Genomic DNA, 25,888 nt, shown 5'->3' on the forward strand with positions numbered 1-25,888 from the left:
GGGTTGAGGCCTACCGCAGCAGGGCGGCGGCACCGACCAGTCCCGCCGCACCGCCCAGCACGGCCGGTACCACCCGCAGACCGGCCAGGAAGTCCAGCCCGGCGTAGCCGGCCAGCGCGGCCCGCAACGGTTCGAAGAGCACCGGCCCGGCCTTGGCCACGCCGCCGCCGACCACCACCAGGTCGAGGTCGCAGACCGCGCCCACCGAGGCGATCATCGCCGCCGCCGCCGTGGCGCCCCGCGCGAAGGCCGCCGCCGCGATCTCGTCGCCGGCCATCACCGCGGCGGCCAGCTCCCTGGCGTCGGCGCCCGCGGGTGCACGCCACCCGTGGTCACGGGCCCACTGCGCCATCCGGGGACCGGCCGCGATGGCCTCGACGCAGCCGTGCCCGCCGCAGGTGCAGGGCGGTCCGTCGATGTCGACGACGACGTGCCCGACGTGTCCGGCGTTGCCGGTCCGTCCGGTGTAGGGCGCGCCGTCGAGGACCAGTCCGCCTCCCACCCCGGTGGAGATCACCATGCCCAGCAGGAACGAGGAGCCGCGCCCGGCGCCGCGCCACTGTTCACCCAGCGCCATGCACACCCCGTCGCCGGCCAGACGCACCGGCAGTCCGCCCAGCGCGGCGCCCACCCGGTCCCGCAGCGGGAAGTCACTCCAGGCGGTGAGGTTGATCGGGCTGACCGTGCCGCTGGGCAGGTGCACCGGGCCGGCCGAGGCGATGCCCGCACCGCGGACGGGGCTGCGGGCGGTCATCGCGGCGATGAGCGTGTCCACCACGGCCCAGACCGCCTCGGGATCGTCGCCGTGCGGTGTCGGTCGGTGCTCGGCGGCGACGAGGACGCCGTCGGCGTCGACGAGTCCGGCGGCGATCTTCGTGCCGCCGACGTCGAGGGCCAGAATCGGTTCGGTCATCAGTGCCGGTGGGTGTTGTCGGGTTGGCGGGGGTCGCCGGGATGTTCGAAGCCCGGTGCGAGTTCGACGAGTTCGGCGCGGCGGGTGTCGAGCCAGGCCGAGAACGCGCGCCGGCGCGCCGCACCCCTCAGGTGGGTGAGGATCTCCTCGCGCACCTCGGGCAGCGCGGGCGGTGCGGGCCGTTCCCGCCACCCGCCCGGCGCGGGCCGCACGGGTGCGAACCGCATGGGGTGGCGGGCGTGATAGCCGGCGACGTCCGCGTCGGCGACCGTGACGTCGGCGGTGACGTGTGCGAACAGCGCGCGGGCCAGTGGGCCGTCGAGCGCCGCCGCGGTGATGCTGCCGACCTCGGCGCGCGCGCAGGAGTCGGGCAGCACCGCGTCGATGGCGGGGGCGTCCGCGGCGGTGATCCCGCGGGCGGCGGCCTCGTCGGCGATCACCCGCTCGGTCACGATCACCTGGGTCAGCCAGCGGCGCAGCTGGCGGCCCTCGCTGGTGTGCGGTCGGGGCAGCGCCGCCGCCGGGGTGACCGCCCGCAGCCGGGCCTCGCGGCGGTCCACCTCGGTGACCGGCACGGGCCGTCCGTTCACCCGGGCGGCGACGGGGCTCACCGGATCACCACCGCAACGGCCGGCGTGTAGAGCAGTTGCCCGGCGGCGGCCACCCGTATCAGCGCCCACCACTGCCCCGGCGGGGTCCCCGGCGGCGGGGCCAGCGTGTAGTCCAGGCGCAGCTCACCGGAGGCCGGCAACACCGCCCCGATGACGGCCGGCCGGGCCCATTCCCAGATGTCCCACGGCGCGATCAGGTGCGCCTCGGCGGCGAGGTCGGCCCGCGCGCCGCTACCGATGGTGGCGCCGAGCCGTCCGGTGTCGCCGGGCGACAGCACCACCTTCCGGGGTTCGTCGAGCAGGCGCAGCAGTGCGCCGGCGGTCTCGCCCACCTCGATGCCCACCTCGATCACACAGACGTCCTCGACGGTCTGGCGCCAGGACGGCGGGAGGTCACCGGTGAGCGTGAGTTGGGCGCGCACCGGGTAGCGGCCCGGCCGCACACCGGAGGGCACCGCGATGGTGACGTCGGCCTCCCGGTAGCCGCCGGGGTCGAGGTGGAACGTCAGCTCGTCCGGGTCCGCCGACCAGCCCGGCGGGCACACCAGCCCGATGGTGCCGGACAGGGCCGTGTCGGCGCAGTCGGCGGCGACGGTCAGCCGCAGCACCGCACTGTCCGGAGGCTCGGGCAGGTGCAGGTGCTGCGGGTGCAGATGCGCGACGGCGGGCAGTCCGCCCATCGGCGCCGGGCCGCGGTTGTGCAGCCAGTACCGGGCGTAGAGCGGCTGGGCGGTCTCGGCGTGCGGTGCGGGCCCGGCGAGCGCGCCGGACACGGTGCGGAGCGGGGTGAACTCGGTGAGCACGGTGGCGATCTCGTAGCCGTGCAGGTCGATCTCGGCGCCGCCGGGACGCCGGTGGTGTTCGAGCAGGTCGGTCTTGGCGACCGGCGTCACCGCGGCCACGTCGGAGTCCAGCTTCACCGCGGTGGCCCCGCCATGGCGTTCGACGAGCCGCAGCGTGGCCAGCCGTCCCCCGGTCCGGGTGCACGACGCTTCCGCGGTGGGGTTGCCGGCCATCTTCACCGCGTCGACGTGCACCCCGTCCCCTTCGATCCGCAGCAGCGAACCCGGCTCCGGCGGCGTGGCGGTGCCGGCACCGAGGTGGGTCAGCAGCGGGTGGGAGAACTCCGCGCTGCGCCGGGCCAGGTCGACCCGACGCCAGTCACCGTCGCCGGCGATGACGGCGTGGTCGAAGGTGTGGGTCCAGTGCTGCAGCTGAAAGTTGGTGCCGTCGGGCGCGGATCGGCGCTCGTGGGTGGTCCACACCCCGGAGGGCCAGCCGCTGCAGGAGCGCATCAGCGAGGTGTGCAGTGTCCCGTCGGTGTCGACGGCGAAGCTGGGCACCCCGCGGTTGAGCAGGGCCACGGTGCGATCGTCGAAGGGAAGCTTGCCGCCCGGAACCCGTTGGCGCACCGCGATCTCGGCGTTATCGAGGTCCTCGGTCACGGCGGCGATCGCGTCGCGCAGCGCGGTGTCGTCGGTGCCGGCGACGATCAGCACGGGCAGCGCCAGCACGTCGCGCAGATCGGCGTCGGGTATCCACTCGGCGGCCAGCATGGCCGCGGCGGGCACGTACAGCGTGGCGGTGCCGCCGGTGCGCAGTTGCCGGTCCAGCTCGTCGGTGTAGGCCGTGCCGGCGGCGGCCAGGACGGCGGCGGTGAACCGGTTGCGGCCGGGGCCGCCCAGGGCCAGGCGGACGTCGGGCAGGTTGGAGTCGACGTCGAGGTGGCCGTAGCGCGGCCGGTCCGCCGCCGAGCAGGTCGCGGTCACCCCGGCGCGCACCAGCGCCACCAGCAGCTCGCGGGCCAGCGGCGCGGACTCCGACTCATCGGGGGTGACCACCTCGGCCACCGACACCGCCCGGATCTGGTTGTCGTTCAGCCGGATCCGCGCGGCCGAGGACAGCCCGAACCAGCCGAAGGCGGGGGTCTCCAACGTCCACGGGTGTTCGGCGGTGTCCACCGAACGCGCCGTGCCCGGTTCGTGCAGCAGCCCGAAGCCGCGCCCCACGACGGCGTCGCCGACCTCGCAGACCGGCATCGCCCCGGGCACCGGCACCGGCCAGCGCAGCCGCACGAGCCGGTCCTGTCCGTCGAAGTCGTCGATGACGGTGCGGCAGTCGATGCGGTCGACACCGTCCCACAGGGTCAGTGTCTGCGTGTAGCGCAGCAGCCCACCGACATCGCCGCGCACCACCAGCCGCCGGCCCACCGGGCTGCGGTAGGCCCGCACCTCGGCGGGGTGCTGCGCGGAGGTGACGACGGGTCCGCGCGGCAGCAGATGCCAGGGCCCCTCCCCGGCCTTCGGGTGCGCCGGATACTCCTCGTAGACGGCCAGTTCGTTGGCCACCCGCCCCGGGGCGACGAGTTCGCGACCGGCGCGGCGCAATGAGGCGATCCCGCCGCCGCGCCCGGGGTCCAGCCGGATCCGGTAGTGGGTGTTGGCGATCTCCACGCCGTCCACGCCGGAGACCGGTTCCCAGCCCCCGTCCGCCGCCGGAGCGGCCTCGACGCGGTAGCCCCGCCACCCCAGCGACGGCACGTCGTCGGTGCGCCAGGTCAGCGTCCGGCCGTCGTCCTCGACCAGCGCCGCCACCGGGTCTCCGTTGTCGTCGAGCACCCGCACGCCGGGTCCGACGGGCTCGGGAAGCCGCACGGTGACGATGTCGGTGCGGTGGTGCGCCAGCGGATTCCACACCGTGACGGCGGACTCGCCGACCGCCGTGGCCAGCCGGGTCAGCGCGTCGTCGCGGATGCGGCGGCCCAGCTCGAAGGCGTCGCGCCAGCCGGTCAGCAAGTCCAGGTACACCTGGTCGGACTCCGAGCCGGTGATCGCGTCGTGGTGGGCGCCGTAGGCCAACTGGACCCAGGCCTTGGCCAGCGCGGCCTCGGGGTACTCGGCGCCGGTGAGCAGGTGGGCGAAGGTGGCGAAGCGCTCGGCGTCGAGCACGGCGGCCTCGGCGGCGCGGTTGGCCTGTTTGGTGTCGATGAACGACACGTCCTTGCCGGTGTAGATCGGGTTCATGTCGCGGGTCTGCGGCGCGGGCGCCACACCGCGCCCGGCCAGTTCGTGGCGCACGGCGGCGAAGAACTCCCGCGGCAGCGCGCACACGAACCGGGGCCAGGTGTAGCGGGCGTTCCAGTCCCGCTGGATCGCGGTGACCCACTTGTTCGGCGGGGTGTAGTCGGTGCCCACCGGCAGCAGCACGTTGCGGGTCGCGGCCACCTTCTTCAGGCCCTCGAAGAGCGCGTAGACCGCGTCCTCGGCCTCGGCCAGCGACGCCGAGGAGTCCATCCACCAGCCCGCCGAGTAGTGCGCCGGCATGTAGTGGGTGAGCAGTCCCACACCCGACGGGGCGATCCATTCGAACTCGCTGGCGAACTGCATGCGCCGCGGATCTCCCCCGTCGGCCATCGGGCCCCACTGATGGTGCGGGCCGCGCGCCCAGGAACTCGAGGTCAGCCCGGCCTCGGCGGCCATCCCGGGGAACTGGGGGTCGTGCCCGAAGACGTCGAGCTGCCAGGCGGTCGCCGGATCGGCGCCCAGCACGTGACGCTGAAACCCGCTGCCGTGCACGAAGTTGCGGATGGCCGTCTCGGCGCAGGTGAGGTTGGTGTTGGGTTCGTTGTAGGTGCCGCCCATGATCTCCACCCGGCCCTCGGCGAGGAACCGGCGCAGGTCGTCGCGGTCTTCGGGGCGGGTGTCCCAGTAGGGTTTGAGGTAGTCGACCTCGGCGAGCACGAACTTGTATTCCGGTTCCCGGCGGGCCATCTCGAGGTGGGCGGCCACCAGTTCGAAGCCGTTGGTCTGCCGGGCTCCGCCGGGCGGGTTCTCGGTCCATTCGCTGGTGTAGGCGCCCTGGGTGTTCCACCACACCGGGTCGTAGTGGAAGTGGCTGACCATGTGCACCGTCCACCCAGGTTCGGCGTCGGTGAAGCCGAACTCCAGCCGGCGCGCACCGGCGTGCACCGCGGCGCGCCTCGTCCGGCCCGATCGCGGATCCGTCACGCGCACCGGCACCTCGACGACCCCGTCGCCACGGGCGTCCAGGGCCGCGCGCCCGGCGAGCCCGTCGCCGTCGACAGCCACCTCGGTCGATCCGTCGGCGCCGGTGTAGGTCACCCGGACCACCTGCCGGGGGGCATCGGCGGCGCCGACGAACAGCTGCGTCGATGTCGCCGAGGTCACCGCCAGTGCCATGTCCCCCACTATTGCGCCCCGGCGCTGGGCGAGCGTGCGTGTCGGTACCGACACGCCGACGATCGCGTACGGGGAGGCACGCTCGGCGACCGGCGGGGTCGGGCTACCCCAGCGGGCCGACGGCGCGCTCGGCGGCGGCCACGATCTCCCCGGACCGGGCCAGCTCGACCACCGCCTCGATCTCCGGTGCCAGGTAGCGGTCGGTGCCGGGCCCGGCGACCCGCTCGCGCACCAGGGCCACCACGGCGGCGGTGGCCGGTGCCGGGGTCAGCGGCGCGCGCAGATCCAGTCCGCGCGCCGCGGTGAGCACCTCGACGGCCAGCACCCGGGTCAGCCCGTCGATGCCGCGGCGCAGCTTGCGCGCCGCCGACCAGCCCATCGAGACGTGGTCCTCCTGCATGGCCGAGGACGGAATGGAGTCCGCGCTGGCCGGATTGGCCAGCCGCTTGAGCTCGGAGACGATGCCGGCCTGGGTGTACTGGGCGATCATGTGCCCGCTGTCGACGCCGGGATCCTCGGCCAGGAAGGCGTTGAGCCCGTGGTTGCGCGCGACGTCGAGGAACCGGTCGGTGCGGCGTTCGCTGATCCCGGCCAGGTCCGCCACGGCGATGGCCAGGAAGTCGAGCACGTAGGCCACCGGGGCGCCGTGGAAGTTGCCGTTGGACTCGACCCGGCCGTCGGGGGTGACGACGGGGTTGTCGATGACGCTGGCCAGCTCCCGTTCGGCGACGCTGCGGGCATGGGCGGCGGTGTCGCGGCCGGCCCCGGCCACCTGCGGCGAGCACCGCAGCGAGTAGGAGTCCTGCACGCGGGTGCAGTCGGGGGTGCGGTGACTGGCCACGATCGCCGAATCCGCCAGCAGGCGGCGCAGATTGGCCGCCGAGGCCAGCTGACCGGGATGCGGGCGCAGCCGGTGCAGATCCTCGGCGAAGACCCGGTCGGTGCCCAGCAGGCCCTCGACGCTCATCGCCGCGGCGATGTCGGCGAGGCGGAACAGGTTGTCCAGATCGGCCAGGGCGAGCACCAGCATGCCGAGCATGCCGTCGGTGCCGTTGATCAGTGCCAGGCCCTCCTTCTCGGCGAAGGTGACCGGGTGTAGGCCGTGGGCGGCCAGTGCGTCGGCGGCCGGCATCAGCTGCCCGTCCCGGGTGCGAACCGCGCCCTCGCCCATCACGGCCAGCGCGACGTGCGCCAGCGGCGCCAGATCCCCCGAACAGCCCAGGCTGCCGTACTCGTGGACCACCGGGGTCAGCCCGGCCGAGAGCAGATCGGCATAGGCCTGCGCGGTCTCCCGGCGTACCCCGGTGCGCCCGCTGGCCAGGGTGGACAGCCGCAGCAGCATCATGGCGCGCACCGCGTCGCGTTCGACCTCGGGGCCCGAACCTGCGGCGTGCGAACGGATCAGGCTGCGCTGCAGCTGTGTTCGCAGCTCCTGCGGAATGTGCCGGGTGGCCAGCGCGCCGAACCCGGTGGACACGCCGTAGACCGGCGTGGGGTCGGCGGCCAGCGCCTCGATGTGGCGGCGGCTGTCGCGGATCGCCGTCACCGCCTCGGCGGCGATCTGCACCGCGGCGTCGGCGCGCGCCACCGCCACGACGTCGTCAAAACTGACGGGACCCGTACCCACGGTGATGGTCATGGCCGTGACGTTAGAACCAACGGTGGCGGGCGTGGACGCCCCACCCCGCGATTTTGTCTCGGATCTCAGACGGGACCCCCGCGGTCCGTCACAGGTCGGCGAACCAGCCGTCGGGGGCGCGGCCCGACAGGGCCCAGGTCAGCTGCTGGGCCGCGGCGCGGACCGCGCGGACCAGCTCGGTCTCGGCGACCCGGTGATGCCCCTGGCGCCAGGTCACGCTGATGGCGGCGGCCGGCCGGCCGGAATGGTCGAAGGCGCACGCCGCCACCGACTGCAGTCCCGCGGTCACCAGGCCCACCTCCTCCGACCAGCCCCGGCGGCGCTCCTCGGCGAGGATGCCGCGCAGCTGCGGAAGCGTGCGGGGCCCCTCCCCGGTGCGGTCGATGAACCCCCGGGTACCGGGGAACAGCGCACGCACCTGAGCCGCGGGCAGCTGGGCCAGGATCGAGCGGCCGCTGGCGGTCAGCTGCGCCGGCAGCCGCACCCCGATATCGGTGACGAGAGTGACCGGGATCCGCGAGTCCGGCGGTTGTTCCTTGAGCAGATAGAGGGTTTCGGCACCGTGCAGCACCCCCAGGTGCGCGGTCTCGCCCACCTGGGCGACCAGCCGCGCCAGCACCGGCCGGGCCAGCATCTCCAGCGGATCGTGTCGCAGGTAGGCCGACCCGATCTCGAAGGCCGACATCCCCAGTCCGTAGGTGCGCCGGTCGGGGAAGTGCACGACGAAGCCGCGGGCGATGAGCACGTCGAGCAGGTGGTAGGTCGACGAGCGGGGGATCCTCAGGTCGCGGGCGATCGCCGCACCCGAGACCGGGCCGGGCTTGCCGGCCAGGTACAGCAGCACGTCCAGCGCGCGGCCCACGGCCGGCGAGGTGCTCGACACCGCAACCCTCCTCCCGCCACGTCTCGGATACGAGACACTAGCCGCGGAAACCACCTTCAGCAATCCCCGCCCGTCGGGTGTGCTGGAGGACATGCACAGCACAGAACCCCGCACCGTGCGCGCCCCGCACGGCAGCGAGATCACCTGCAAGGGTTGGCAGCAGGAAGCCGCCCTGCGGATGTTGATGAACAACCTCGACCCCGAGGTCGCCGAGCATCCCGAGGACCTCGTCGTCTACGGGGGCACCGGCCGGGCCGCCCGCAGCTGGGCGGCCTTCGACGCGATCGTGGCCGAGCTGCGCCGCCTGGAGAACGACGAGACCCTGCTGGTGCAGTCGGGCAAGCCGGTCGGGGTGTTCCGCACCCACGAGTGGTCGCCGCGGGTCCTGATCGCCAACTCGAATCTGGTGGGCGACTGGGCGACCTGGGAGAAGTTCCGCGAGCTGGAGGCCGCTGGGCTGACCATGTACGGCCAGATGACGGCCGGATCGTGGATCTACATCGGCACCCAGGGCATCCTGCAGGGCACCTTCGAGACGTTCGGGGCGGTGGCCCGCAAGCTCGCCGCCTCCGGCCGCTACGAGCACAGCAACGGGACACTGGCCGGGACCATCACCCTGACCGCCGGGCTGGGCGGCATGGGCGGCGCCCAGCCGCTGGCCGTCACGATGAACGAGGGCGTGGCCATCTGCGTGGAATGCGACCCCTCCCGCATCGACCGGCGCATCGAGCAGCGCTATCTCGACACCCGCGCCGACTCCGTCGACGAGGCGCTGGCGCTGGCCGTGGCGGCCCGGGATGCCAAGCGGCCGTTGTCCATCGGCCTGCTGGGCAATGCCGCCGAGGTGGTGCCCGAGCTGCTGGAGCGTGGCGCCCCGATCGACATCGTCACCGATCAGACCTCCGCGCACGACCCGCTGAGCTACCTGCCCGTCGGGGTCGACTTCGAGGACATGAAGAAGCTTTCCGAGAAGGATCCGGGCTGGTTCACCGAGCAGGCCGAGGCCTCGATGGCCCGACACGTCGCGGCGATGGTCGGTTTCATGGATGCCGGCGCCGAGGTCTTCGACTACGGCAACTCGATCCGCGACGAGGCCCGCAAGGCCGGCTACCCCCGCGCCTTCGAGTTCCCCGGGTTCGTGCCGGCCTACATCCGCCCGCAGTTCGAGGAGGGGCTCGGCCCGTTCCGCTGGGCGGCGCTGTCGGGTGACCCCAAGGACATCGAGGCCACCGACCGCGCGGTGCTCGAGCTGTTCCCGGACAACGAGCACCTGCGCCGCTGGATCACCATGGCCCGGGAGAAGGTGACCTACCAGGGCCTGCCGGCGCGGATCTGCTGGCTGGGCTACGGCGAGCGGCACCGCGCGGGTCTGCGGTTCAACGAAATGGTGGCCAACGGCGAGGTGTCGGCGCCGATCGTGATCGGCCGCGACCACCTCGACTCCGGATCGGTGGCCTCCCCGTACCGCGAGACCGAGGCGATGGCCGACGGCTCCGACGCGATCGCCGACTGGCCGCTGCTCAACGCGCTGGTCAACACCGCCTCCGGCGCGTCCTGGGTGTCGATCCACCACGGCGGCGGTGTGGGCATGGGACGTTCCATCCACGCCGGCCAGGTCACCGTCGCCGACGGCACGGCGCTGGCCGCCGAGAAACTGGCGCGGGTGCTGACCAACGACCCCGGCATGGGAGTGATCCGCCACGTCGACGCCGGCTACGAGCACGCCGCCGAGGTGGCCGACGAGCGCGGGGTGCGCATCCCGATGAGGGCACAGTCGTGAGCGTCGCGCACTTCGGGAGCTTCGACGGGCTCTGGGAGTCCCTGCTCGACGTCGGGCGCGACCGGAGCTCCGGCGGGTACCGCCGGTTTGCCTGGACCGCAGCCGATTTCACGCTGCGGGAGTGGTTCACCGGCGAAGCGCAGCGGCGCTCCATGAGCGTCGAGGAGGACCGCAACGGCAACCTGTGGGCCTGGTGGCTGCCGCCCGGGACCACCGGGGACCCCGCCGGGGCGTTCGTCACCGGCTCGCACCTGGACTCGGTGCCCGACGGCGGCGCCTTCGACGGCCCGCTGGGCATCGTGTCGGCCTTCGCCGCCATCGACGAGCTGCGCGCCGCCGGCACCGCGCCCCGGGTGCCGGTGGCCGTGGTGGCGTTCTCCGACGAGGAGGGCGCCCGGTTCGGGGTGGCCTGTGTGGGATCGCAACTGTCCACCGGCGCGCTGCCCGCCGACCGGGGCCTGGCGTTGCGCGACGGCGACGGCATCACCCTGGCCGAGGCGATGTCCGCCGCCGGACGCGATCCGGCCCACGTCGGCGCCGACCCCGCGCTGGCCCGCCGGGTCGGGGTCTATGTCGAGCTGCATGTCGAGCAGGGCCGGGCGCTGGATCTGGTGGACCATCCGGTCGCGGTGGCCTCGGCGATCTGGCCGCACGGGCGGTGGCGGTTCACCTTCTGCGGTGAGGCCAACCACGCCGGTGCCACCCGGCTGGTGGACCGCCGCGACCCGATGCTGACCTTCGCGACCGCGGTGCACGACGCCCGGTCGCGCGCGGCGGCCCACGACGCGGTCGCCACCTTCGCCAAGCTGGCGGTGACTCCCAACGGCGCCAACGCCATTCCGTCGCGGGTGCAGGCGTGGCTCGATGCCCGCGCCGCGGATCAGGACACGCTGAGCGCGCTGGTCGACGAGATCGCCGCCGACGCGTTGAGCGCCGCGGCCACCGACGGCACCACGGTGGATCTCGACACCGAATCGGTGTCGCCGGCAGTGGTGTTCCCCGACGAACCCCGCGAGCGGATCCGCCGGGTGCTGGCCCCGGAGTTCGGTGAGGTGCCGGTGATGGCCACCGCCGCCGGCCACGACGCGGGGGTGCTGTCGGCGGCGGTTCCCACCGCGATGCTGTTCGTGCGCAACCCGACCGGGGTGTCGCACTCCCCCGCCGAGCACGCCGAGATCGCCGATTGCCGCGCCGGTGCGCGCGCGCTGGCCGCCGTGATGGCCGACTGGGCCGGCGGATGAGCGACACCTGGTGGTGCGAGCACGCCTGGCTCGGCGGCCACACCGTGGCCGCCGCGGTGACGGTGACCGTCGCCGACGGCGTCATCACCGGCGTCGAGCCCGACAGCCCGCGCCGCGGCGACGTGCTGCGCGGCCTGGTGATCCCGGGTGCGGCCAACACCCACTCGCACGCCTTCCACCGGGCGCTGCGTGCGCGCACCCAGCGCGACCGCGGGTCGTTCTGGACCTGGCGGGAGCTGATGTATGCCGTGGCCGGCCGGCTCGATCCCGACACCTACTTCGCGCTGGCCCGCGCCGTGTACGCCGAGATGGCCCTGGCCGGGCACACCGTCGTCGGCGAGTTCCACTATCTGCACCACGACCCCGCCGGGCGGCACTACGACGACCCGAACGCGATGGGACGCGCGCTGATCGAGGCCGCCGGGGCCGCGGGCATCCGGATCACGCTGCTCGACGCGTGCTATCTGCGCGCCGACGTCGACGGCGCCCCGCTGGCCGCGGGACCCCAGCGGCGCTTCGGCGACGGAGACGCCGACACCTGGGCCCGGCGGGTTCAGGCGCTGCGCACCGGCACGCCCGGGTACGCGCTGGTGGGCGCGGCGGTGCACTCGGTGCGGGCGGTGCCCCCCGCCGAGATGGCCGCCGTCGCGGCATGGGCCGAGCACCACCGGGTGCCGCTGCACGTCCACTCCTCCGAGCAGACCGCCGAGGTGGACCGCTGCCTGGCCGTGCACGGCCGCACGCCGACGGCGTTGATGCGCGAGCACGGGGTCCTCGGCGAGCGGACCACCGCGGTGCACGCCACCCATCTGACCGACCGTGACATCGCCGACCTGCGCGACACCGGGACCGGGGTCTGCTTCTGCCCCACCACCGAACGGGATCTCGGCGACGGGGTCGGACCGGCACCCGCGCTGCTGGAGGGCCCGTTCAGCCTCGGCTCGGACAGCCACGCGGTGATCGACCCGTTCGAGGAGGCCCGGGCGGTCGAACTCGACGAGCGGCTCGTCTCGCGCCGGCGCGGGGTGCTGCCGGCCGCGCGGCTGCTGCACGCGGCCACCGCCGGCGGGCACGCCGCGCTCGGCTGGCCCGACGCCGGGACGCTGTCCGTCGGCGCCCGCGCCGACCTGGTCGCCCTGGACCTGGAGTCCGTGCGCACCGCCGGCGGCGGGGCGACCGTGGAGAATGTCGTGTTCGGCTGCACCGCAGCCGATGTCACCGACGTCATCGTCGACGGCCGGCCGGTGGTCACCGACCACCGCCACCTGGACGTGCCCGACACCGGGCGTGCGCTGGCCGATGCCGTCGCCGCCGTACTGGAGGACACATGACCACCCTGTACACCCGGATCGCCGAACTGGTCACCAACGACCCGCGGCTCGGCGACGGCTCACCGCTGGGGGTGCTCACCGACGCCGCGTTCGTCGTCGACGACGGCCGCATCGCGTGGGTGGGCCCACGCGCGCAGGCGCCCGACGCCGACGAGCGGGTGGAGCTCGGGGACGCCGCGGTGATCCCCGGATTCGTGGACAGCCATGCGCATCTGGTGTTCGCCGGGGACCGTTCGGCGGAGTTCGCCGCCCGGATGGCCGGGCAGCCCTACGACGGCGGCGGCATCGCCACCACCGTGGCGGCCACCCGCTCGGCCAGCGACAGCGAGCTCGGCGCCACCGTGGCGCGGCTGGCCGCCGAACTGCGCGCCGGCGGCGTGACCACCTTCGAGACCAAGAGCGGCTACGGCCTCTCGGTGCCCGACGAGGCACGCTCGCTGCGGGTGGCCGCGGCGTTCACCGCCGAGACGACCTTCCTGGGCGCCCACGTGGTACCGGCGGAGTACCGCGACGACCGTGACGGCTATGTGCGGCTGGTGGCCGGGGAGATGCTCGACGCCTGCCGCGGGCAGGCCCGCTGGATCGACGTGTTCTGTGACCGCGGTGCCTTCGATCCCGACGAGACCCGGTTCATCCTGGGCGCCGGGATGGCCGCCGGCCTCGTTCCGCGGCTGCACGCCGGGCAACTCGGCCCCGGCGAGGGGATCCGGCTCGGGGTCGAACTGGGCGCGGCCTCGATCGACCACTGCACCCATGCCACCGACGCCGACATCGAGGCGCTGGCCGCCGCACGCGACACCACCGTGGCCACCCTGCTGCCCGGCGCCGAATTCAGCACCCGGGCACGCTATCCGGATGCGCGGCGGTTCCTCGACGCCGGCGCCACGGTGGCACTGGCCACCGACTGTAACCCGGGCAGCTCGTACACCACGAGCATGGCGTTCTGCATCGCCGTGGCGGTCCGCGACATGCGCTTCGCCCCGGCCGAGGCGCTGTGGGCCGCGACCGCCGGTGGCGCCGCGGCGCTGCGCCGCGGCGACGTCGGCACCCTGTCGGTCGGTGCCCGCGCGGATTTCGTGCGGCTGGCCGCGCCGACGTACCTGCATCTGGCCTACCGGCCGGGGGTGCCGCTGGTCGACCGGGTGTTCACCGGCGGGGTCAGCCGCGCGCGAGCATAGCCCTGCCGATGTTGCCGCCGTTGTTATGGGCGGGATGGTTCTCCCCGCGGGGGTGCACCACCTGGGGCCACCAGAACCAGCGGCCCAGCATCACCGCGATGGACGGCATCAGCAGCGAGCGCACGATCAGCGTGTCGAGCAGCAGGCCGATCGCGATCGTGGAACCCATCTGGGCGAGCACGGTCAGGCTGCTGCCCAGCATGGCCGCCATGGTGAAGGCGAACACCATGCCCGCCGAGGTCACCACGCCGCCGGTACCGGCCATCGACCGGATGATGCCGGTCTTGAGCCCGGCGTTGATCTCGTCCTTGAACCGCGACACCAGCAGCAGGTTGTAGTCCGAGCCGACGGCCAACAGGATGATGACCGACATCAGCATCACCAGCCAGTGGATGTGGATGCCGAACAGGTCCTGCCAGATCAGCACCGACAGCCCGAAGCTGGCGGCGATCGAACTGGCCGCGGTGCCGACGATGACCAGCGCGGCAACCACGCTGCGGGTCAGGATCAGCATGATCATGAAGATCAGCGTCAGCGCGGAGACCACCGCGATCATCAGGTCGTATCGGGCGCCGTCGTGCATGTCCTTGTAGGTCGCCGCGGTGCCACCGAGGTAGACCTTGGCATCCGAGAGCGAGGACATCTTGATGGCGTCCTGGGCGGCCTTGCGTTCCGGGGCCACCCGGGAGATGCCCTCGGGCGTGGCCGGGTCGCCCTCGTGGGTGATGAAGAACCGGGCGGACTTGCCGTCGGGCGACAGGAACTGCTTGAGCCCGATCTGGAAATCGGGATTGTCGAACGCCTCCGGCGGCAGGTAGAACAGGTCGCCGTTCTTGGCGGCGTCGAAGCTCTGCCCCATCACAATCGCGTTGTCGTTCATCGCGCCCATCTGGTCCACCATCGCCGACATCGTCTCGGTGGTGGTGTCGGTGAGCGCCTTGGTGGTCTTCATGGTCGCGATCATCGGTGGTATCAGCGCCAGCATCTGCGGCATCAGCGCATCGGTCCGGTCGATGTCGGCGGACAGCGCCTGGATCTTGTCGGCCATCGCGTTGATGCCGTCCATCGATTCGAACAGCGACCGCATCGACCAGCAGATCGGGATGTCGTAGCAGTGCGGTTCCCAGAAGAAGTAGTTGCGCAGCGGCCGGAAGAAATCGTCGAAATCGGCGATGTGGTCCCGAAGTTCGTTGGTGGTCGCGACCATGTCGTGGGTCTTGGCGGTCATGTCGTGGGTGGTCTCGACGAGTTGCTGCATGATCGCGTACATCTTCTCGGTGGTGTCGATCAGGAACTGCATCTGATCCGACATCGTGTGCATGTCGGCGATCCGGTCCTTCATGAACGGCAGCCCCTGGTTCATGGTCTGCCCCGACATGCTGGTCTGGAACGGGATCGAACTGTGCTGGATCGGGATCCCCAACGGCCTGGTGATGTCCTGGACCATGGCGACGCCCTCGGTACCCATCAGGTTGCGGGCGATCTTGTCCAGCACCAGCATGTCGCCGGGGTTGCGCATGTCGTGGCCGGCCTCGACCATCAGAATGTCCGGATTCATCCGCGCCTCGGAGAAGTGCCGCTCCGCCGCGGCGTATCCGACGTTCACCGGCGCATCGGCGGGCAGGTAGTTCTTGTCGTTGTAGTTGGTGGTGTAGCCCGGGATACCCAGCATGCCGATCAGGACGATCGCCAGGCTGGTGACGAAAACCGGTGCGGGCCAGCGCACCACCATGGTGCCGACGCGCCGCCAGAACCGGGCCCGGCCGACGCGCTTGGCCTCGTAGAGGCCCACCTTGCTCCCCAGGAACAGCACCGCGGGGCCGAGGGTGACCGCCGAGGCGACCACCACGATCATGCCGATCGCCACGGGTGCGCCCATGGTGGTGAAGTACGGCAGCCGGGCGAAACTCAGGCAGTAGGTGGCACCCGCGATGGTCAGGCCGGACCCGACGATGACCGGGGCCACCGACCGGAAGGTGGTGTAGTAGGCGTCCTCCCGGCTCTCCCCGGCGCCGCGGGCCTCCTTGTAGCGCCCGAACAGGAAGATGCCGTAGTCGGTGGCGGCCGCGATCGCCAGCATGGTCAGGATGTTGCCGGCGAAGGTGGTCAGCCCGAACATGCCGTGATTGGCCAGCACCGCGATCACCCCGCGCGCGGCCAGCAGAGCGATCCCGGTGAGGAACAGCTGGATCAGCGTGGTGACGATGGAGCGGTAGACGATCAGCAGCATGAGCGCGATCGCGCCGAGGGTGAACAGCGTGATGGTGGCCAGGCTTTCGTTGCCGATCACGTGCATGTCGTTGGTCAGCGCGGCCGGCCCGGTGACGTAGGCCTTGACCCCTGGCGGTGCGGGGGTGTCCGCGATGGCGGTGCGCACCGCCTGCACGGATTCGTTGGCCAGCGTCTGCCCCTGCTCGCCGGCGAGGTTGAGCATCACGTAGGCGGCCTTGCCGTCGGCGCTCTGTGAGCCCGCGGCGGTCAGGCGGTTGCCCCAGAAGTCCTGGATGTGCTGGATGTGTTCGGGGTCGTGGCGCAGTTTGTCGATGATGGTGTCGTAGTAGCGGTGTGCGTCGTCGCCGAGCTTGGCCTCGCCCTCGACGACGATCATCACCGTGCTGTTGGAGTCGAACTCACCGAAGTTGGCACCCATCCGCTTCATCGCGATCATCGACGGCGCATCCTCGGGCGCCATCGGCGCGGCGTGCTCCTCGCCGACGATCTCCAGTTGCGGTGCAAGCACGTTCACGGCCACGGTGATCAGCAGCCAGAGCCCGACGATCGGCACCGCCAGCAGGCGGATGGCGTGCGCCAGTTTCGGACGGGTGGGACGGGTCTCGGCGACGGGGGCGGAGGCGGGGGCGGGGGCGGTCATGCGGACTTCACCAGGCAGAAGGTCTGAGCGTTGGTGCCCTCGGCGGTTCTCTCGTCTTTCACGTTCCCGTCCACGGTGATCCGGCATCCGATCTCGTCGCTGTCGCCCTGCACCATGATGTTCGCGCTGACCGTGGGCAACGTCGTGGAGATGGTCGCCGACCAGGGCAGCGGGGCGGCGTCGACGTCGTGCAGGTTGGCGTCGGCGTCGAAGTAGCTGATCATGGCGGTGGCGCCGGGTGGGCCGAAGACGTCGTAGACGACGACCTTGGGGTTGAACTGGACGATCTCGATGCCAGCTCCGGCGTTGGCGTTGAGGTCCTGCGAGGCGAACATGCGGTGCAGGCGGGAAACCACCAGACCCGAGACCGCGAGGACCACCACCAACACCAGCGGTATCCACAGTCGGCCGAGCGCGCGTCGTCCCGAAATCGATTTCACCTGTTCACCTTTCACTACCTGACCGGCGGGCGGTCAGGTCCGGCCGGGCCGGTTCTGCTCGGCGTCGTCGACCAACCGCTGCAGGATCGGCATCGCGACCCGCGCGGACTCCCACAACGCGCGCCGGTCTGTCTCGGGCAGGTTGGCCAGCAGGGCGGTCAGCCGGTCGCGGCGCGCCCGCTGGCGCTGCTCGATCAGCACCCGGCCGGCATCGGTCAGGCAGACCAGCGCCACCCGGCCGTCGCCGGCGTCGGGGCACCGCTCGACCAGCCCGTGCCGTTCCAGCCGCTGGATCAGCTGCGTCATGGAGGGTTGGCTCACCGCCTCCAACCGGGCCAGCGTGGTCAGCCGCAGGGGGCCCTCCCGGTTGATCCTGTTGAGGACGAACGCCGCCGAGACACTGAGCCCGGCGCGGTCGCTGAGCACCCGCGCCGTCAGATCCGACGCCTGATCGAACACCGCCCCGATGCACTCGGGGCCGTCGTCCGCCGTCGACTCGTCCACAACCGTACTTATATCACTGCACCTATATAGAGGCAATATGTATATCCCGGGTTGCGGTCCGGTGGAGTCGATCACTGTTCGACAACAGTTCACTCCGGCACTCACCCGCCACGGATGCCTACGGGCGCCTCTCGTGCCACAGTGGAATCACTGTGGCTGGGAACGTGACTGGGAACGCGCCTGAGAACGCGACCGCGGATGTGACTGGGAATGTGACTGCGAAGCCCGTCTCCCCTGCGTGGCGCGACCCGCTGTCCATCGGATGGCAGGCACACCGCAGGATTCTGCTGCTGCGGCTGCGCTGGCACACCTCCTCCGCGCGGCGCCGCGATGTACGCCGGCAGCTCCTGGGCCTGCACCACCGCACCGGCCACGGCACCGGCCGCACCGGCTAACCCGGACCGGGGGCCGCCGCCAGCCGGGCCGACACCGTCGCCGCGGCGGCGATCACCTCGGCCGGTCCGAGGATCTCGAAGTCGTGGCCGACCATCCCCAGCCAGAGCACCAGCCGCTCGGGGTCGTCGGCACCGGTGCTGACCAGGCAGCTTCGCGGCCCCTCGGCGGTGATGGTCACGGAGGACGGCGAGAAGTGCCGGGCGAGCTCTTCGGCGGGGCAGTGATACCGCACCCGCGCGACGTATCGGTAGGGCGAACTGCTCAACGCCCGGCTCAGGTACTCGGCGGCATCCGGCGCCGGCCGCGGGGTGAACCGGCTGCCGCGGGCCGTGACGGAGTCCATCCGGTCCAGCCGCAGGCTGCGCCAGTCGGAGCGGTCACGGTCGTAGGCCAGCAGATACCAGCGCCGTCCCGTGGTCACCAGCCGGTAGGGCTCCACCCGGCGGCGGGTCACCGCCCCGGCGCGGTCGGTGTACCCGGTCTCGACGTGTTCGTGGTCCCGGCAGGCCCGCGCCAGGGTCATCAGCACCTCGGGGTCGACCGGGGCCTCGGCGGCGAAGGTGAGGGTGACCGTGGCGTCGTGCACGGCGGACACCTGGGCACGCAGCCGCGCCGGCAGCACCTGATCGAGTTTGGACAGCGCCCGCAGCGCGGATTCGCCGACGCCGGCGACGCTGCCGCCGGCGGCCAGCCGCAGGCACACCGCCACGGCCACCGCCTCGTCGGGATCGAGCAGCAGCGGCGGCAGCGCGGCACCCGAGCCCAGCCGATAACCGCCGCCGGGGCCGGTCCCGGCGGCCACCGGATAGCCCAGTTCCCGGAGCCGCTCGATGTCGCGGCGCACGCTGCGCCCGGTCACGCCGAGCCGTTCGGCGAGCTCGCGGCCGGTCCAGACGCGACGGGACTGCAGCAGCCCCAGCAGCTGCAGCACCCGGCCGGTGGTGTCGGACATGCCGACCAGTATGTCCGACATTGAGGACAGAAATTGTCCGCTACTGCTGCGAGGGTTTGGGTACCGACCACGAAAAGGATGTCTCCATGCCCGCACTGGCCCCGCCCGTCACCGACGAACGCGACGCGCTCGTGGCGTTCCTCGACTACCACCAGAGCGCCTTCCCCGCGGTCGCCCACGGCCTGACCGACGAGCAGGCGCGCGCCACCCCCACCGTCAGCGCGCTGTCCGTCGGAGGGCTGATCAAGCACGCCACCGGGGTGCAGCGCTCCTGGATGGCACGGGTGGCCGCGGCGCCCGGGTCGCCCGCGCCCGACGAGCGACCCATGGAGGTCCGTCAGGCCGAATACCGGGACGAATACCTGATGACGCCCGACGAGACGCTGACCGTGCTGCTGGAGCGGCTGGCCGCCCAGAACGCCGAGACGCTGCGGCTGGCGCGCACCGCCGATCTGGACGCCGCGGTCCCGGTGCCCCGCGACGCGCCCTGGTTTCCCCGCGACGTCGACGCCTGGAGCGTGCGCTGGGTGTTTCTGCACGTGGCCAACGAGCTGGCCCGGCACGCCGGCCACGCCGACATCCTGCGGGAATCCCTGGACGGCGCCACCATGTACGAGCTGATCGCGGCCCTGGAGAACTGGGGGCCGCAGCCGTGGCTGACGCCCTGGAAGGCCGGGCAGACCCCCGGCGGCACCCACCGCGACCACATGTGAGCCAGGTCGCAGAGATTGGAACGTGTTCCTGCAGGTTTGGCAGACTGCCATGCATGAGTTCAACCAAACACCGTGAGGTGGCCAAGCTGGACCGGGTGCCGCTGCCCGTCGAGGCGGCCCGCATCGGCGTGACGGGTTGGCAGCTCACCCGCACCGGTGCTCGGGTCCTGACCAAGCTGCCCGCGCGCGGCGCCTGGCAGACGAAGGTCATCAAGGAGATTCCGCAGGCCTTCGCCGACCTCGGCCCCACCTATGTCAAGTTCGGCCAGATCATCGCGTCGAGCCCGGGGGCATTCGGCGAGCCGCTCTCCCGCGAGTTCCGCACCCTGCTCGACGCGGTCCCGCACGCCGACACCGAGGAGGTGCACCAGCTCTTCAAGGAGGAGCTCGGCGACGAACCGCAGAACCTGTTCCGCCACTTCGAGGAGAAGCCGTTCGCGTCGGCCTCCATCGCCCAGGTGCACTTCGCGACGCTGCACAACGGTCAGGACGTCGTCGTCAAGATCCAGCGTCCCGGCATCCGCCGGCGTGTGGCCGCCGACCTGCAGATCCTCAAGCGCTTCGCCCAGCTGGTCGAGTTCGCGAAGCTGGGCCGGCGGCTGTCCGCGCAGGACGTCGTCGCCGACTTCTCCGACAACCTCGCCGAGGAGCTCGACTTCCGCCTCGAGGCGCAGTCGATGGAGGCCTGGGTCTCCGGCCTGCAGTCGTCCCCGCTGGGCAAGAACATCAAGGTGCCCGACGTGCACTGGGATTTCACCACCGAGCGGGTGCTGACCATGGAGCGGGTGCAGGGGGTACGCATCGACGACGTCGCCGCGATCCGCAAGCAGGGCTTCGACGGTGTGGAGCTGGTCAAGGCCCTGCTGTTCTCCACGTTCGAGGGCGGGCTGCGCCACGGCCTGTTCCACGGCGACCTGCACGCCGGCAATCTGCTCGTCGACGATCAGGGGCGCATCGTGTTCCTGGACTTCGGCATCATGGGCCGCATCGATCCGCGGACCCGCTGGCTGCTGCGCGAGCTGATCCATGCGCTGCTGGTCAAGAAGGACCACGCCGCGGCCGGCAAGATCGTCGTGCTGCTGGGCGCGGTGGGCACCGTCAAACCCGAGGCGCAGGCCGCCAAGGACCTGGAGTCCTTCGCCCAGCCGCTGACGCTCAAGACCCTCGGGGACATGTCCTATGCCGAGATCGGCAGGCAGCTGGGCACCCTGGCCGACGCCTACGACGTCAAGCTGCCGCGGGAGCTGGTGCTGATCGGCAAGCAGTTCCTCTACGTCGAGCGCTACATGAAGCTGCTGGCCCCGCGCTGGCAGATGATGAGCGACCCGCAGTTCTCCGGGTACTTCGCCAACTTCATGGTGGAGGTCAGCCGCGAGCACCAGACCGATCTCGACCAGCCCAGCGAGGTGTGATGGAGCTGCGCAGCGGATACGCCCGCTCGGGTGAGCTGGACATCTATTACGAGGACATGGGCGACCCGGACGACCCGGCGGTCCTGCTGATCATGGGCCTGGGTGCGCAGCTGCTGCTGTGGCGCGACGGGTTCTGCCGGCGGCTGGTCGAGCGGGGCCTGCGGGTGATCCGCTACGACAACCGCGACGTCGGGCTCTCCAGCAAACTGGACGGCCAACGGGTCGGCGGCTCGCAGTACCCGGCCATGGTCCGCACGTTCCTGGGGCTGCGCAGCCCGGCGGTGTACACGCTGGAGGACATGGCCGATGACGGCGCCGCGGTGCTCGACCACCTCGGCATCGAGCGGGCCCACGTGGTGGGCGCCTCGATGGGCGGGATGATCGCCCAGGTCTTCACCGCCCGTCACCACCCCCGCGCGGTGTCGCTGGGGGTGATCTTCTCGAGCAACAACCAGCCCGCGCTGCCGCCGCCGGACCCCAAGGCGCTGCTCGCCGTCGTCAAGGGGCCGCCGCCGGGCTCACCGCGCGCGGTGATCATCGACAACGCCGTGCGGGTCACCCGGATCATCGGCAGCCCGGCCTATCCGGCGCCCGAGGAGCAGATCCGCGCCGAGGCCGCCGAGGCCTACGACCGCGCCTACTACCCGGTGGGCATCGCACGCCAGTTCGGCGCGATCACCGGTAGCGGCAGCCTGCTCGGCTACGACCGCCGGATCTCCGTGCCGACGGTGGTGATCCACGGCCTGGCGGACAAGCTGATGCGGCCCAGCGGTGGGCGCGCCGTCGCCCGGGCGGTGCCCGACTCCCGGCTGGTGCTCTACCCGGGGATGGGCCACGAACTGCCCGAACCGCTCTGGGACGCGGTGACCGCCGAGCTGGCCACCACGTTCGAGCACGGTCACAGCAAATCCCAAGCCTCGGCATAGCGGCACCGGGCCGCCCGGTCGGTTAGGCTGCAGGCGACAACACCAAATCCCCCTAGTTCGGGGTGGTTTCTTCTGGTGCGTCGCGGGGGGCGTAACGGACGGTTCTGGTCCGATCGGGAAGGCAGTCATTGCCATGCCTCACAAAAGACTCGAACCGCATTTCGACGACGTCCAGTCCCACTATGACCTCTCCGACGAGTTCTTCCGGCTCTTCCTGGACCCGTCGCAGACCTACAGCTGCGCGTACTTCGAGCGCGAGGACATGACGCTGGAGGAGGCGCAGCTGGCCAAGATCGACCTGGCGCTGGGCAAGCTGGGCCTGCAGCCGGGGATGCGGCTGCTCGACGTGGGCTGCGGCTGGGGATCGACCATGCGCCGCGCGGTGGAACGATACGACGTCGACGTCGTGGGACTGACGTTGTCGAAGAATCAGGCCGGATTCGCCGAACGGGCGTTCGACGAGATGGACAGCCCGCGCGACAAGCGGGTGCTGCTCAAGGGCTGGGAGGAGTTCGACGAACCGGTCGATCGGATCGTCTCGATCGGCGCGTTCGAGCACTTCGGCCACGACCGCTACCGCGATTACTTTGCCATGGGCCACCGGGTGCTGCCCGACGACGGCGTCATGCTGCTGCACACCATCGTGGGGTTCAACCCCAAGGACGCCGCGGCCATGGGCGTGCCGCTGAGCTTCGAGCTGGCCCGATTCATCAAATTCATCATGACCGAGATCTTCCCGGGGGGCCGCCTGCCCTCGATCCCGATGGTCACCGAACGCGCTACTGAGGGCGGGTTTGCCGTCACCCGGGTGCAACGGCTGCAGCCGCACTACGCCCGGACCCTGGACCTGTGGGCGGCCGCGCTGGAGGCCCACCGCGAGGAGGCGATCGCGATCCAGTCCCAGGAGGTCTACGACCGCTACATGAAGTACCTGACGGGCTGCGCCAAGCTGTTCCGGCAGGGGCAGACCGACGTTTGCCAGTTCACCCTGGAAAAATAGGGCGACGACGCCGCGTGCTTGCCCGCCTGGGCAGCGACGGCGTTTTAGCATGGAGTGACGCGGGGTATGGTGCCAGATCACAGTCGGGGGGACTCGCGTGGAGGCTTGAGCGCTCCGTTACGGCACCAGGAAGGCGAGTAGTTACATCGATGGCTGACACCAACACCGAGATGCGACCGCACTTCGAGGACATCCAGGCGCACTACGACCTGTCCGATGATTTCTTCGGGGTGTTCCAGGACCCGACCCGCAAGTACAGCTGCGCCTTCTTCACCGGCCCCGACGCCACACTGTCCGAGGCACAGGTCGCCAACGTCGACCAGCACCTGGACCGCCTGGAGCTCAAACCCGGCATGACGCTGCTGGAGGTCGGCTGCGGGTGGGGGCTGACCCTGCAGCGGGCGATGGAGAAGTACGACGTCAACGTCATCGGCCTGACCCTGAGCAGGAACCAGAAGGCCTACTGCGATCGACTGCTGTCCAGGATCGACACCGAGCGGACCTTCGACGTGCGCCTGGAGGGCTGGGAACAGTTTCACTCCCCCGTCGACCGGATCGTGTCGATCGAGGCCTTCGAGCACTTCGGCTTCGAGCGCTATGACGACTTCTTCACGATGTGCTACGACGTGCTGCCCGAGAACGGCAGGATGACGATCCAGTCCAGCGTGGGCTACCACCCCTACGACCTGAACGCCCGCGGCAAGAAGCTGACGTTCGAGCTGGCCCGGTTCATCAAGTTCATGATCACCGAGATCTTCCCCGGCGGGCGGATCCCGACCACGCAGATGATGGTCGAACACGGGGAGAAGGCCGGCTTCACCGTCCCCGAGGTGCTCTCGCTGCGCAACCACTACATCAAGACCCTCGGCATCTGGGCGGACCGGCTGGAGCGCAACAAGGAAGCCGCCATCGCCGCCACCGATGAGGAGAACTACAACCGCTACATGCGGTATCTCAAGGGCTGCCAGTACCACTTCATCGACGAGAGCATCGACGTCAGTCTGGTGACCTACGTCAAGTCCGGGGCCGCCGCGTAGCGGTCCGCGGTTCGCCCCGGGGTATCGGCAGGGTCAGCGTCCGCGGAGCCTGGCCCACATCCGTCGTGGTGCGGTGTCGGCGCGAAAGGCCCGGCAATGGCCCGGTGGGCACAGGGCGCACTCGTCGCCGGCCCGGTAGTGCTCGTGGGCGGCGCGGGGATGGCCACACAGACACTGTCGTTGGTGTGTTCGGCGCTGGCCGTCCGCCATCGGGCCGTGTCCCACGGCTGACACCTCCTGCAACGCTGCAATTCCTTGTGCGGAGTCTAAGACGCGGGGCTGAGAGCAACCTCAGAGCGAGCGTCGACAGTGTGACATAGCTCACACTTTCTATGGCCCGCGCGGGCGGTGCGGTGGGCGCGACGCCTTGCCGCGGTGCAATCAGATGTTTTGTCGGCAACGTAAATTTATTGGATCTAACCGCGCTGATTGTCGACACATGCACCGTAGTGCGGTCTTCAGCAAACTCCGACCAGGCCAGCGGGCCGTTGCCTTAGCCGTGGGCCGGCGGCACATCCGGGAAAACGCCGGTCAGCCGCCGTTGTGAAAAGCAAGCGGAGGCGCGCGCGAGTTGCCACGATATCGGTGAGTGTCGTGTCGCGGATCGGGCAATACCGCGCCGAGGGGTACGACGCTCGCGAAGTGCGCGGCCCCCGCCGGACGATGTCGAGCCGGCGGGTCGGGGGGTACGTCGTCCGGTGGGTCGCGCACGACAGACAGCAGGCATCCCCGGGGGTGGCCGACAGCTAACCGAAGCGGAGGATCTGCGTGTAGCCTGCCAAACACGTATCTACGGTGACGTTGCCGATACGCATACCTGTGGGGGGTTGACCAGATGAAGAGCATGATCCGCAAAGCCGTCATTCCCGCGGCCGGCCTGGGGTCGCGGCTGCTGCCGCTGACCAAGGCGATACCCAAGGAGATGCTCCCCGTCGGCGACAAGCCGGTCATCGAGCACACCGTCCGCGAGCTCATCAACTCCGGGATCACCGACATCACCATCGTGGTCTCCGGTGGAAAGTCGTTGATACAGGAGCACTTCCGCCCCAACCCGGTCCTGGTGGAACAGCTGCGCGCCGACGGCAAGGACGCCTACGCCGACGCGGTGGAGGAGGTCGCGGAGCTGTCCCGGCGCGGGCACATCACCTACCTCGACCAACACGGCCCCTATGGCAACGGCACCCCGGTTCTCAACGCCGCGCGGTCGTTCGGCGACGAGCCGGTGCTGGTGTTGTGGCCCGACGACGTGTTCGTCGCCGAGGTGCCCCGCGCCCAGCAGCTGATCCGCGCCTACGAGCAAACCTCCTGCCCGGTGATGGCGCTGATGCCGATGGAGCCGGAGCACTCCCAGCGCTACGGCGTGCCGATCGTCAAGGAAGACCTCGACGACGGCCTACTGCGGGTCACGGGCATCGTCGAGAAGCCCAAGCCCGAGGACGCGCCGTCCGCGTACGCCGCCATCGGTGGCTATGTCATCACCCCCGGCGTCATCGAGGAGCTGCGCGAGCAGACCAAGCGGTGGTACGAGCACCGCACCGGCGAGATCTACCTGACCGACGGAATCAGTGCCTACGCCAAGAGCCGAGCCGTCTACGGGCAGGTGATCCAGGGGCACTGGTATGACACCGGGAATCCGGCCGACTACCTCGTGGCGCAGTTCGCGTTCGCGCTCGCCCACAAGGAGTACGGGCCGGCGCTGCGCAAGCTGGCCGCCGAGATCGAAGGGGCCGACCTCCCCTAGGAGACTGCTGAATTAATCCCGCGTGGCGGGGGTGGGTTGGCCTGTGCTTTTGGGATGATGGTGGGGTGCAGGGCCGCTCTGATGATCAGCGTGAGTTGTTGGATGCCGAATCGGTTGTCG

20 protein-coding genes are annotated in these 25,888 nt (G+C 71.0%); 11 read left to right on the forward strand and 9 right to left on the reverse strand.

The window, feature by feature from the left end; all coding sequences use genetic code 11:
• Positions 1 to 10 precede the first annotated feature (10 nt).
• From CSR00_RS23975 to CSR00_RS23995, 5 genes are all read right to left on the reverse strand, one after another.
• Entirely contained in the window at positions 11 to 913 is a 903-nt protein-coding gene (locus tag CSR00_RS23975) for an ROK family protein (RefSeq protein WP_099024918.1), read from the reverse strand.
• On the reverse strand, positions 913 to 1,524 hold the full coding sequence (locus tag CSR00_RS23980) for a DUF7158 domain-containing protein (RefSeq protein WP_099024919.1): 612 nt from the start codon (positions 1,522 to 1,524) through the stop codon (positions 913 to 915). The genes CSR00_RS23975 and CSR00_RS23980 overlap by 1 nt, the downstream gene beginning before the upstream one ends.
• On the reverse strand, positions 1,521 to 5,717 hold the full coding sequence (locus CSR00_RS23985; RefSeq protein WP_099024934.1) for a glycoside hydrolase family 38 N-terminal domain-containing protein: 4,197 nt from the start codon (positions 5,715 to 5,717) through the stop codon (positions 1,521 to 1,523). The genes CSR00_RS23980 and CSR00_RS23985 overlap by 4 nt, the downstream gene beginning before the upstream one ends.
• Positions 5,718 to 5,826: 109 nt before the next feature.
• Entirely contained in the window at positions 5,827 to 7,362 is a 1,536-nt protein-coding gene (hutH, locus tag CSR00_RS23990; protein WP_099024920.1) for a histidine ammonia-lyase, read from the reverse strand.
• 88 nt (positions 7,363 to 7,450) lie between these two features.
• Positions 7,451 to 8,245 carry an IclR family transcriptional regulator gene (locus tag CSR00_RS23995; protein ID WP_218014536.1) on the reverse strand — a complete coding sequence of 265 codons (795 nt, stop codon included), beginning with the start codon at positions 8,243 to 8,245 and terminating at the stop codon, positions 7,451 to 7,453.
• Between the two features lie 91 nt (positions 8,246 to 8,336).
• Here CSR00_RS23995 and hutU point away from each other — a divergent pair, with 91 nt between their 5' ends.
• From hutU to hutI, 4 genes are read left to right on the forward strand one after another with little or no spacing between them, the layout of a single operon-like run.
• A complete protein-coding gene (gene hutU, locus CSR00_RS24000; RefSeq protein WP_099024922.1) occupies positions 8,337 to 10,025 on the forward strand; it encodes a urocanate hydratase in 1,689 nt (562 codons plus the stop codon).
• Positions 10,022 to 11,266 (forward strand): allantoate amidohydrolase, encoded by a 1,245-nt coding sequence (locus CSR00_RS24005; protein WP_099024923.1) that lies wholly within the window; start codon positions 10,022 to 10,024, stop codon positions 11,264 to 11,266. Before hutU ends, CSR00_RS24005 begins: the two co-directional genes overlap by 4 nt.
• Positions 11,263 to 12,597, forward strand: a complete 1,335-nt coding sequence (locus tag CSR00_RS24010) for a formimidoylglutamate deiminase (RefSeq protein WP_099024924.1) — start codon at positions 11,263 to 11,265, stop codon at positions 12,595 to 12,597. The genes CSR00_RS24005 and CSR00_RS24010 overlap by 4 nt, the downstream gene beginning before the upstream one ends.
• Complete coding sequence (gene hutI / locus CSR00_RS24015) at positions 12,594 to 13,775, forward strand: imidazolonepropionase (protein WP_099024925.1); 1,182 nt, start codon at positions 12,594 to 12,596, stop codon at positions 13,773 to 13,775. The genes CSR00_RS24010 and hutI overlap by 4 nt, the downstream gene beginning before the upstream one ends.
• Here hutI and CSR00_RS24020 read toward each other — a convergent pair.
• The 3 genes from CSR00_RS24020 to CSR00_RS24030 are packed head-to-tail and all read right to left on the reverse strand — an operon-like array spanning position 13,756 to position 17,591.
• Complete coding sequence (locus CSR00_RS24020; RefSeq protein WP_099024926.1) at positions 13,756 to 16,647, reverse strand: MMPL/RND family transporter; 2,892 nt, start codon at positions 16,645 to 16,647, stop codon at positions 13,756 to 13,758. The two genes, hutI and CSR00_RS24020, sit on opposite strands and share 20 nt — an antisense overlap.
• Entirely contained in the window at positions 16,644 to 17,087 is a 444-nt protein-coding gene (locus tag CSR00_RS24025; protein WP_099024935.1) for an MmpS family transport accessory protein, read from the reverse strand. Before CSR00_RS24025 ends, CSR00_RS24020 begins: the two co-directional genes overlap by 4 nt.
• 33 nt (positions 17,088 to 17,120) lie before the next feature.
• Entirely contained in the window at positions 17,121 to 17,591 is a 471-nt protein-coding gene (locus CSR00_RS24030) for a MarR family winged helix-turn-helix transcriptional regulator (RefSeq protein ID WP_245906462.1), read from the reverse strand.
• 212 nt (positions 17,592 to 17,803) lie between these two features.
• On the opposite strand from CSR00_RS24030, the gene CSR00_RS24035 reads away from it, so the two are divergent.
• Positions 17,804 to 17,986, forward strand: coding sequence for a hypothetical protein (locus CSR00_RS24035; protein WP_099024927.1), 183 nt, complete (start codon positions 17,804 to 17,806; stop codon positions 17,984 to 17,986).
• On the opposite strand, the gene CSR00_RS24040 is transcribed toward CSR00_RS24035, so the two are convergent.
• A complete protein-coding gene (locus CSR00_RS24040) occupies positions 17,983 to 18,939 on the reverse strand; it encodes a helix-turn-helix transcriptional regulator (RefSeq protein WP_099024937.1) in 957 nt (318 codons plus the stop codon). The two genes, CSR00_RS24035 and CSR00_RS24040, sit on opposite strands and share 4 nt — an antisense overlap.
• Before the next feature lie 86 nt (positions 18,940 to 19,025).
• On the opposite strand from CSR00_RS24040, the gene CSR00_RS24045 reads away from it, so the two are divergent.
• The 6 genes from CSR00_RS24045 (at position 19,026) to CSR00_RS24070 (ending at position 25,768) form a co-directional block, all read left to right on the forward strand.
• Positions 19,026 to 19,652, forward strand: coding sequence for a DinB family protein (locus CSR00_RS24045; RefSeq protein WP_099024928.1), 627 nt, complete (start codon positions 19,026 to 19,028; stop codon positions 19,650 to 19,652).
• Between the two features lie 53 nt (positions 19,653 to 19,705).
• Complete coding sequence (locus CSR00_RS24050) at positions 19,706 to 21,064, forward strand: ABC1 kinase family protein (RefSeq protein ID WP_099024929.1); 1,359 nt, start codon at positions 19,706 to 19,708, stop codon at positions 21,062 to 21,064.
• Positions 21,064 to 21,990: an alpha/beta fold hydrolase gene (locus tag CSR00_RS24055; protein WP_099024930.1), complete on the forward strand. Its 927-nt coding sequence runs from the start codon at positions 21,064 to 21,066 to the stop codon at positions 21,988 to 21,990. Before CSR00_RS24050 ends, CSR00_RS24055 begins: the two co-directional genes overlap by 1 nt.
• A 133-nt stretch (positions 21,991 to 22,123) precedes the next feature.
• The gene (locus CSR00_RS24060; protein WP_099024931.1) at positions 22,124 to 22,990 is read left to right on the forward strand and encodes a cyclopropane mycolic acid synthase family methyltransferase; all 867 of its coding nucleotides are present in this window, start codon (positions 22,124 to 22,126) and stop codon (positions 22,988 to 22,990) included.
• A 170-nt stretch (positions 22,991 to 23,160) separates the two neighbouring features.
• Entirely contained in the window at positions 23,161 to 24,027 is an 867-nt protein-coding gene (locus CSR00_RS24065) for a cyclopropane mycolic acid synthase family methyltransferase (protein ID WP_407662517.1), read from the forward strand.
• Between the two features lie 835 nt (positions 24,028 to 24,862).
• Complete coding sequence (locus tag CSR00_RS24070) at positions 24,863 to 25,768, forward strand: UTP--glucose-1-phosphate uridylyltransferase (protein WP_099024933.1); 906 nt, start codon at positions 24,863 to 24,865, stop codon at positions 25,766 to 25,768.
• The last annotated feature ends 120 nt before the right edge of the window (positions 25,769 to 25,888 follow it).

The sequence above is a fragment of the Mycolicibacterium palauense genome, assembly GCF_002592005.1.
GTDB classification, from domain to species: Bacteria; Actinomycetota; Actinomycetes; order Mycobacteriales; family Mycobacteriaceae; genus Mycobacterium; species Mycobacterium palauense.

Coding starts and splice junctions, on each gene's coding strand:
- CSR00_RS23975 (WP_099024918.1), bottom strand. CDS start 913: ATGACCGAACCGATTCTGGCCCTCGACGTCGGCGGCACGAAGATCGCC.
- hutH (WP_099024920.1), bottom strand. CDS start 7,362: ATGACCATCACCGTGGGTACGGGTCCCGTCAGTTTTGACGACGTCGTG.
- hutU (WP_099024922.1), top strand. CDS start 8,337: ATGCACAGCACAGAACCCCGCACCGTGCGCGCCCCGCACGGCAGCGAG.
- CSR00_RS24010 (WP_099024924.1), top strand. CDS start 11,263: ATGAGCGACACCTGGTGGTGCGAGCACGCCTGGCTCGGCGGCCACACC.
- hutI (WP_099024925.1), top strand. CDS start 12,594: ATGACCACCCTGTACACCCGGATCGCCGAACTGGTCACCAACGACCCG.
- CSR00_RS24020 (WP_099024926.1), bottom strand. CDS start 16,647: ATGACCGCCCCCGCCCCCGCCTCCGCCCCCGTCGCCGAGACCCGTCCC.
- CSR00_RS24040 (WP_099024937.1), bottom strand. CDS start 18,939: ATGTCCGACACCACCGGCCGGGTGCTGCAGCTGCTGGGGCTGCTGCAG.
- CSR00_RS24045 (WP_099024928.1), top strand. CDS start 19,026: ATGCCCGCACTGGCCCCGCCCGTCACCGACGAACGCGACGCGCTCGTG.
- CSR00_RS24050 (WP_099024929.1), top strand. CDS start 19,706: ATGAGTTCAACCAAACACCGTGAGGTGGCCAAGCTGGACCGGGTGCCG.
- CSR00_RS24055 (WP_099024930.1), top strand. CDS start 21,064: ATGGAGCTGCGCAGCGGATACGCCCGCTCGGGTGAGCTGGACATCTAT.
- CSR00_RS24060 (WP_099024931.1), top strand. CDS start 22,124: ATGCCTCACAAAAGACTCGAACCGCATTTCGACGACGTCCAGTCCCAC.
- CSR00_RS24065 (WP_407662517.1), top strand. CDS start 23,161: ATGCGACCGCACTTCGAGGACATCCAGGCGCACTACGACCTGTCCGAT.
- CSR00_RS24070 (WP_099024933.1), top strand. CDS start 24,863: ATGAAGAGCATGATCCGCAAAGCCGTCATTCCCGCGGCCGGCCTGGGG.